The sequence below is a fragment of the Psychromarinibacter sediminicola genome, from assembly GCF_029168335.1.
Classification (GTDB): Bacteria; Pseudomonadota; Alphaproteobacteria; order Rhodobacterales; family Rhodobacteraceae; genus Psychromarinibacter; species Psychromarinibacter sediminicola.
Genome location: NZ_JARGYC010000116.1, coordinates 1 through 8,440, shown reverse-complemented (window position 1 = coordinate 8,440; position 8,440 = coordinate 1). Strand labels below are relative to the sequence as shown.

Below are 8,440 nucleotides of genomic sequence, written 5' to 3'. Positions count from 1 at the left end.
ACCTTGCGAAAACGGATACTGCAAATGCAGCCAAAACCACACGTTCTCAATCGCTTGCCCATTCTTCACGTGTGACGAAGTATCCTTCCCCTCGATCCAGCCGACCCCAAACAGAGACAAAGCCGTCTTTCTTGTCTTTCAGGCCCATGGCCTCCGCCACTTGCCCTTGCGAAAGCGTTCTCCCGATCCGGCTGCGGCCGGATTTTTCCGTTGTTTTCGAGGGTTATGCGGGTGGGGCTGAGCACTGCCCCTGCTGACAGGTGGCCCTAAAGCGGTCTCTCCGGGCCGATATTCTCTGGACCTCATGACTGCGCCGATTTGGTGAATAGCTTCTAAGCATCTGGCATTATGATGTTTTTCAGATTGCACCCTGAACACTTCGACGCCGGTGGCGCTCGGCGTGATGGAACCGACGTCGAACGTTCGCCATCGGGATCGTCATACTTGCAAGATTCTACTGGTCATCCCCGGAAGAAGACCAGGCACAAGCCGCGATGACACAGCATCCAACTCCAGAAGAGGTCGCGACAAGTAAACATGAAACTTCTCCGTGATCAGGTTTTCAGCGCCGGCGAAGATGTCGCCCGTGTATCCGGCCGACAACCGTGCAAGCACCATTCGAAGATCTGGTGTTTCATCCCCGGCCTCGACTACCAAGAACCCGTCATGTTGCTCGACCAAGAACCCTTCGCTTCTCAGTGCAAGCGCTAACGTTGATGTCTTCACCGTCCCGAACCGCGTTGCGATGATCCATGTATGCTCACCAAGACTGCGGATGTTATTGGCCTGAAACTCCAGTTGGTCGTAGTGAGCACGTGCTTCCTCGAGCATAGTATGGGCAACCGCGTCCATGTACACGGGTTTGAAATCCCCTTCGAGGACTGCGAACATCTGTTCGATCACCTTGTCATGAATGTCACCCGGGTCGCCGCCAAAGACTGGAGGCACTCCTGCTTTTGCGGGCTTTACCACGATGACTTTCTCTAAATCATGAATTTCTTGAACCACCCAACGACGCCCGGAGAAGATCAGCAACATGCCTGGGGCGAGGACATTGTCGACCGGCAGGGTGCCAAGGTCTCGCCCATCTACAACCAACCGGAATTCCTCAGGTGTCTGGAATACGGCGTAGAAGCTGTAATGCTCGACTAGCCTTTCGCCCGTCTTGCCCAGGAGTAGAAGCCCGCTTCCAGACTGTTCGATCAGATCAGTTTCAGGATGACCGATCGCACGCAGTACATTAGCAAAAACTTCGGTCGTGACCTGTCGGAAGGGGCCCTCGCGACACAGCACGTTGTAGATAACGTTCGCAGAAGCGCCGCCGCGCTGAGCAATGACCGAAAGTATCTGGTGGACGAGAGTCGAAAGATGAAGCGCCTCCGGTTTTGGCGGCTCGCACCAGCCTTCCAGCAACAAGTCAATCATTGCTATCGATCTGATCAGGCCGAGGCGAAGGCGATCAACGAAACTGCTCTCCGACGTCAACTTGGCTTCGACGGCGTACTGCCTGAGAATGGCTGGCTGTCCCTCTCGTCGACCAGACCGGCCGAGACGTTGTCGCAACGCGGCGACGTTGAATGGTGCCCCGATTTGAGCCACGCAGGTCACGTCACCGATGTCGATTCCGAGTTCGAGCGTCGACGTGCATACTGCGGTCGTCGGTTTTGCAACGTCCTTTAAGCGGCGCTCAACGAAGTCACGGTGTTCGCGGGAGAGGCTGGCGTGGTGGGGATAGAATTCCTGTGGCAGGTGTTCCCGTTCGCAAAGCTCTCGCAAACGATCTGCGTAGATCTCGACCCGTTGGCGCGCTCCGGCGAAGACCAGGTTGTCGCTGCCTCGAAGATGCTTGAACAGATGGGCTGCGATGGCGTCCGTTGCGGATGGGCTGTTTTCATCTTCATCGCCTGATACGTAGCCGCGAAGCTGGAGCCTCAATTCAGCCTCGCCGCCGTCTGCTTCGATGAGCTGGACTGAGCTTGCTGCGTCAGGACGAAGATAGGCCTTGGCCAGGTCCATGTCGCCGAGAGTGGCTGATAGCCCTATGCGCCGGATTGGGCGCTTTATCGCGAGCTCGAGCCTTGTGAGCAGTGAACAGAGCTGGACACCGCGTTCGCTATCAAGAACCGTGTGCAACTCGTCGATCACGACCGCCTGTGTGGCCCCAAACACGCGCGCGATTTCCAAACCGCGACGAATGAAAAGTGCCTCTAGGGACTCTGGGGTTATCAGCAGGATCCCTTTGGGAGATTTCAACGCACGCGTCTTGATCGATTGCGATACATCGCCGTGCCAGGGAATAACCGGAAGCTCTGCTTCCTGGCAGATTCCCTCCAACCGCATGGCTTGATCCGTGATCAACGCTTTCAGCGGGCCAATGTAAAGCAGATCGAAGCCGATGCCGTCGAACGGCTCGTCAAGCACCTGCGAAATCAACGGCAGGAACGCCGCCTCGGTCTTTCCGCCCGCCGTGGAAGCCGCAACTATCAAATCGGCATTGGTCTCGCAGATCGTCCGGATGGATCGCGCCTGGATGTCGCGAAGTTCGCGCCATCCTTGCTGGCGTATCCATTTCTGCACAGGCCTCGCCAGTTTGTCGAACGCACTGCTCATCGGCGTCAGAGCTTGAAGCTGATCAGGTCATCGTCACCGGGGTCCTGGGCACCAGTCGACTCGTCTACCTCGGTCAAGTCTTCCCCGAGGTCTTCGGAGACCTCGATTTTTCCGATCAGATCGCTCCATTCGACACCGGGGTTTTGCTCGAGCACGGAAAGCAAGTTCACGAAGGCCGTCACCGTATTGCGAGGCGTCCGGAAGTACGCTTCGCCGATCCGGTCTGAGCAATGCGCCATGAAGGCCTCGAGCGCATCGTCCGGCAAAGCACCGGCGTCGTCCTGCATGATCCGCCGGACATTGGCCAAAAGAACGAAGAGGTCTTCAGGGGTCAGGCTGGCCAGCCGGACAACAGGTCCTGAAAGGTCGACCAATCCGTCTCTCGCGAAGGTGTTCTCGGCCAAACGCGACTGGAGGGCTTCGTAGCTGTAAAGCCCTCGACGGGTGTTCATCAGAAACTCCGGGGTCCCGCCCATGAGGAACCCGAGGTTCTCGGCACTACCCTGCAGCACGTCGTTGAGGATCCGAAGGATCTGCTCGTAGTTTGCATTGCGGGCTTGCGACGAGGTGAGTTTGTAGAGATTCACCATCTCGTCGAGGCCGACCAGCAATCCTTTGTAACCGGCCTCGCACACGAATGCCGACATCAGCTTCAGATGGTCATAGACGCTGGCGTCGTCGATGATCGTTCGCACTCCAAGCGCTTTGCGTGCGTCGGTGCGTGTCGCGAATTCACCGCGCAGCCACCTTAGGGCTGCGGACTTCAACTCGTCGTCCCCGGTCTCATGGCCTTCCCAATATCGACGGATGACTTCAGCGAACTCAAACCCCCCGGTAAGTTCTTCAAAGTGGCCAAGGCGTTCACGAATGACAGACCCAGTGGGCAAATCCTGCTCTTCGGCATCTCGGTGAGCCTGGCTGACAAACCGCTCCACCACGCTGGCCAATGCCCCACCATCGGGCTTTGTCCGCGTCGACAGGTTTCGGGCCATCTCGGCATAAAGCCCTCGGGCTTGCCCGCCGGTCGCGTGAATGCGGCGATCTGGTGCCAGGTCGGCGAACATCACGACCAAGCCTTTCTCCAAGGCGACGAGGCGGATCAGGTTCATGAAGAACGTCTTGCCAGACCCGTATTCCCCGATAATGAACCGGATTGCCGAACCGCCATCGGAAATCCGGTCCATGTCCTTGACGAGTTCTTCGATCTCCCGGACGCGACCGACCTGTATATGGCGCAAGCCGAGCTTAGGCACGACCCCTGCCCGAAGCGCCTGAACAATTGCATCGCGCTCACGTGGTTTGAGTTTCGACATCGGCGACCTCCGTTTCCATCATTTTCTTTATCGCCTCTGCAATTTCCGGAGACACGTCATATCCATCATACTCGTCGAGAAGCGCTTCATCGTAGATCTCAAAACCCCATTCGTTCACGACCTCCAGTGCGCCAGCCGCCATCAAACCATGAGAGGCGCAGATCTTCTCGAACTCGGTTTCAGACCAATGCTCCCGATTAACCAGTTCGAGAACAAGGGCGCCGTGTTTCGGGTCAAGTCCTGCCAGCTGGCTTTGGTTGGCAGTCGCGGAGAGACCGCTCTCTTCCTCTTCGACATCGAAAATCTGACCAAGGACAGACGACACGCGCTCGGTGTCTGAACGGATTGCCGCGATCCGTGAAGCATCGAGTTTAGGCCCGCTGGCTTTTTCAAGATCGGGTATCGCTTCGCCTGCACGGCCCGGTTGCGAGGCACGAACAGTGCGGGGACCATCCGTAATTTCGCCGGCGTGAAGGTCTGAGTAGGCAAGCGCAGGGTCGAGGCCCAGAGCCTTGTAGACCTTCTCGATGCTCGCGACTTCGTCGGAGTGAATAATTCCATCTGCATGTGCTGCCCCAACCAGCGCTGCACGGATGGCAGCCTGGCTATCTTGACCAACCTCCTTCAGTTTGCGCCGCAGAAGCGTCATGTCCGGTGGCACGGCGAGGAACCATTCAAGGTTCGCGCGCAGCCTGCGGCGTTCCTGATCGCTGAGGACCGTGGCAGACACCTGATCTTCAAGCACCTTTCGCTCCGGCTCCGCGATGCGACCATCCGCATGCGCAACGAAAGACCCAAGTGCCAACTCCATCAAGGCACTCCGATAGTTGACAGAAACGTCCTCCAGTCTTTCGATGGGTTCGCCCAGGCTGAACAGCACAACAGGCTCTTCCGGCTTCGGCGATCGGAGCGCGAACCGAGGATCGGGCGCCAGACCAAAGCCGAGGCGTGCGAGCGCGTCCGCCGCTCCTGTCATCTGTCGTTTCCCGATCTTCCCGCTTGTTTCTCCCTCTAGACGTACGATGACCTCCTTGAGCGGCACCAATCCCCCCCGCTCGACGATCTCGTTGGCCCAAGTTTTCAAGCGGTCCATTTCCTCAGATGGAAAAGATTGCCACAGTTCAGATGGCAGGAGGGCATGCGCTTCCACGCTTCCGCGGGCGTCAGGATTTCGGCCCAAGAAACGGCTGAGCTTGTCGAGCTCGTTCATCACTTCGTCAGCCAACACCTGGGCAATTTCCACCGGCTTTCGCAAGCCGGAGATATCCGGGACTGGTTTGCCATCCACGGTTGGGTTTAGGGAGCCCTGAAACTCGCTCGAAGCTGCACGATAGGACGCCGTGAGCGATTTCCTGGGCTTAGTAACCTTGAGTCCGTCAGGAAAACGGCGGTCAAACCGCATGCGGAAAAGTGCGATGAACTCGTCACGGCAACGCGCGGCAGGAGTTCTCAGATTCGTTTCAGGATGGCAGATGAACCAACTCAGCAACCAGTCCGCGCTAAGGTTTTCGCCTTTGTCGATGCGGGCTCCGATTGCGTACTTCAGTGAGAACGGTAATTCCCAGCCCTGCCTCTCGAAAATCGGCTCAATAGCGTCGACGTCGGTCTCGGCAAGCATCGCAATGTCGAGGAACTCACCCAGGTAGCGCCTGACCGAGTGATTGTCAGGGTAAAGTGATTGCAAGCGCCGAACTTCCTGCACGATATCCTTGGCGTCTTCGTTGGACTGATCGACGAAGAAGCGACGCTCCAACCCGTAGAAGTACAGGAACATGTAGCCGGGGTTGTAGGAGGCATCGTTTCGCCCGCTGGCCAGCCAGTCAAGGTAGGTCGCCCGGCACTGGGGTGAGATGTCCGAGTACCCCGGCCAATAGGGCATGCCTTCACCTGATTTGTCGGCTCCAGAGCGCGCGACCGACAGGGACGGATCGATATAGGCCCGGCACTTGTCACGATACCCGTAGGTGTTCAGTAAGGGAGGCGTGCCGACATAGACCATCCCGCCGATGTTGCGGCCAGCCACGCTAGCTGTTTCGCCAGATGGGACCCATCCGCTTTTCGTTGATCGGGTCGATTTGCTCGATACAGTGCGCAAAGGCTGGTTTCGTTCAGCGGCCGCCGCAAGTGCTGGCGCCGCAGACTTTCCAGCGCGAACGATCTCGGCGTAGTCCTGCTTTGGTGGGGAATAGGACTGAACGGCAACCGGTGCTTTTGAAGCATTGGCTTCGCGAGTTCGTTCGCGCTCACGCTCGATACGATTTTCGTAGGCACTTGGGCGCGGTACCGGCTCAGGTCGGGAGGTTCGGATTTCCAAACTTCCCTCAGCAATGGATTTCGTGGCGATTTTTCGCGATCGCCTCTTTTCTTGCCAAGAGACCAGAATAACAGGGACACCAAACGCAAACAGCATCTGGCCGCCAACCGGCCAACCCTGAAGACCAAAAGCAACGACCAATAGGGCGATGCAGAAATAGACAGCAAAGAAAAATAGAATTCTGAGAAGCTTTAAGAAAGCCTTCATCTAGGAACCCTCGTCAAGAACGACCGATCATCACGGTAGCCAATCACTAGCCCTCCATACAACTCCCGCAACGGTCGCGGTACCGGCTCATCGCTATCCGACCGTAGCGTAGTGAGTGCCTGACCGATACCGGCCATTCCTTCTCGCCTTAGGCACGTCCTCTTCCTTTCCAACAGAGCGGAGGCTGCCCAAGACACCAGGGTCCAAGAAGGCTCGTTGCAGCCGTTCGCCGCGCACAACGCGAATGACAGCTTCAGCCGGCGCGCCCGATGTGGTCCGGCTGCCCTGCCCATTCAGCCGGAAACGCCTCGAGCACCCGCGCTAGCGTCACCGCCGACCCCTGCTTCGCGTCCAGGATCGCCTCGACGATGTCGGGCGCGAGCAGTGTCAGGCGCAGGACGCGGGTCATGTAGGAGGATGCGATGCCCTGCCCTCACGCTCGGCCAGTTCGGCGATGGTGGCGAAGTCGCCCGAGTCCAGCATCCTCTTCCAGCGGAAGGCGCGGGCAAGTGCCTTGACGAGCGTATTGTCGGTCCGCCTCGGCTGCGCGGCGCCATCCGGCAATTGCATTTCCTTCCGCCCGCCGCGCTTCACGATGCGGAACTGGACGTGGAGCGTCACGGTGTCAGGTATCGGCGCCCCGCGTGTCATGCTGCGACCTCGATGCCGCCAGCTAGCATCTCGCGCGCGAGGCCGCCGAGGCCATCGACGCGCAGGCGGACGTTGAGCCCGTCAGTGCCGACATCCACGCGCTCGACCAGCAGCGCCACGATGCGGGCTTGCTCGGCGGGGAATAGTTCGTCCCACAGCGGATCGAGCTGCTGCAGAGCCGCGCGTGCGTCGGCCTCGGAGTGTCGTCGGCGAGGGCACGTGCCGCCTTCCACGTCCCCGCGACGATCTCCGGCTGGCGGAATACTGCGCGCAGTTGGTCGATGACGGCCGCCTCGATCTCGCCCGCTGGCACGCGGCCGACCTGGGATGGCTCACCAACCCTAATGTTTCCCTGTTGATTTCAATCGCCCCCTCGCGGGGTTCGCCACCATAGAGGCCTAATCTAACGGCCGTTTTCTCTACGCTTCGGGACTGCCAACCGTTACGGGACAGAAAGGTCCAACTTAGTGAACGCGCTTCACTTGATGCTCAGGAACGCCACACGCACTGTGCGTAGCTCAATCGACCAAAGACCAGGACGCGTGTTTTCGGCCATGTTTCTTACGCAGGCGCGCGATGAATGTGGCGTGGGTTTCAATGTTGCCGTAGTCGCCGATCTGGCCGGCTAGGCTTTCGCCTGCGAGGAAATGCCGCGCGGCATGGCGATAGTGTTTCGACCGCGCCCGATCCAGCGAGAAGTCGATCATCGCCCGCAAGAGCACCGTGGCGGTGAGGGGATGCTTCGCCGACAGCACCTCCGACGCCGGCGTCAGCACCTCGTAGAAATCCCCATCCAACTCGCCTGCGCGGTCGAGCACAAGGGCTGCGGCGCGCTCCGGCGCCGGCCAGTTCACCAGGAAGGCCAAGGCCGAATGGACGCTCGCGTAGCCCATCGCGTGATCGAGCGCGCGCTCCTCGGCCTCCAGGTCGTCGAAATCCGGCAGCCGTTTGAGATAGGCGCGAAGGTCTTCCTCCGAGAGCGTCTTCTCGAAACTGGCCCATCGCGCGGCTTGGGCCTCCTCGGCCCGCCCAAGGGCCTCCAGCACGTCCAGGCGGACCCGGTGCCAGTCTGGGTGCAACTCTCGTCGTGCGTCTGTGTCGGCGTCCTCCAGCGTGGTCAGCGCCTCCTCGGCACGGTTCGCCGCCAGGAGCCGCGCGGCGATCCGGGCGGCGATGGCGGGCACCCGGCGGGTCTTCGGTTCGTACTGCGCGATGAAGGCGTCCACGTCGCCCTGCGCGTCGGCAATGTCCTTAACAGGCTGCTGAAAAACTCTGCCTCGACAGGGGTTTGAGAACGTGATTCACCCTTTGCACGGCATGCTGGGGGTGATGATGCGCGGGACGG

Annotated in this window: 6 protein-coding genes and 1 pseudogene; all 7 read right to left on the bottom strand. The window is 59.3% G+C overall.

From position 1 onward, the window contains the following. Nucleotides 1-438: 438 nt before the first annotated feature. The 7 genes and pseudogenes from P1J78_RS23345 to P1J78_RS23320 all read right to left on the bottom strand — a co-directional run bounded on the left by P1J78_RS23345 (nt 439) and on the right by P1J78_RS23320 (nt 8,396). Nucleotides 439-2,610, bottom strand: a complete 2,172-nt coding sequence (locus tag P1J78_RS23345; RefSeq protein ID WP_275569788.1) for a DEAD/DEAH box helicase — start codon at nt 2,608-2,610, stop codon at nt 439-441. 5 nt (nt 2,611-2,615) lie between these two features. Beyond that, entirely contained in the window at nt 2,616-3,923 is a 1,308-nt protein-coding gene (locus P1J78_RS23340) for an ATP-binding protein (RefSeq protein WP_275569787.1), read from the bottom strand. Next, complete coding sequence (locus tag P1J78_RS23335; RefSeq protein ID WP_275569786.1) at nt 3,901-6,444, bottom strand: tellurite resistance TerB family protein; 2,544 nt, start codon at nt 6,442-6,444, stop codon at nt 3,901-3,903. Before P1J78_RS23335 ends, P1J78_RS23340 begins: the two co-directional genes overlap by 23 nt. Nucleotides 6,445-6,697: 253 nt before the next feature. Continuing rightward, nucleotides 6,698-6,853: a hypothetical protein gene (locus P1J78_RS25610; RefSeq protein ID WP_445260961.1), complete on the bottom strand. Its 156-nt coding sequence runs from the start codon at nt 6,851-6,853 to the stop codon at nt 6,698-6,700. Next, nucleotides 6,850-7,065 (bottom strand): hypothetical protein, encoded by a 216-nt coding sequence (locus P1J78_RS25605; protein ID WP_445260960.1) that lies wholly within the window; start codon nt 7,063-7,065, stop codon nt 6,850-6,852. The genes P1J78_RS25610 and P1J78_RS25605 overlap by 4 nt, the downstream gene beginning before the upstream one ends. 26 nt (nt 7,066-7,091) lie before the next feature. Further along, nucleotides 7,092-7,417 (bottom strand): annotated as a pseudogene (locus P1J78_RS23325) (recombinase family protein); the annotation flags it as partial. Nucleotides 7,418-7,613: 196 nt separating this feature from the next. Next, nucleotides 7,614-8,396, bottom strand: coding sequence for a DUF6880 family protein (locus P1J78_RS23320; RefSeq protein ID WP_374213416.1), 783 nt, complete (start codon nt 8,394-8,396; stop codon nt 7,614-7,616). Nucleotides 8,397-8,440: the final 44 nt, after the last annotated feature.

Coding starts and splice junctions, on each gene's coding strand:
- P1J78_RS23335 (WP_275569786.1), bottom strand. CDS start 6,444: ATGAAGGCTTTCTTAAAGCTTCTCAGAATTCTATTTTTCTTTGCTGTC.
- P1J78_RS25610 (WP_445260961.1), bottom strand. CDS start 6,853: ATGACCCGCGTCCTGCGCCTGACACTGCTCGCGCCCGACATCGTCGAG.
- P1J78_RS23340 (WP_275569787.1), bottom strand. CDS start 3,923: ATGTCGAAACTCAAACCACGTGAGCGCGATGCAATTGTTCAGGCGCTT.
- P1J78_RS23345 (WP_275569788.1), bottom strand. CDS start 2,610: ATGAGCAGTGCGTTCGACAAACTGGCGAGGCCTGTGCAGAAATGGATA.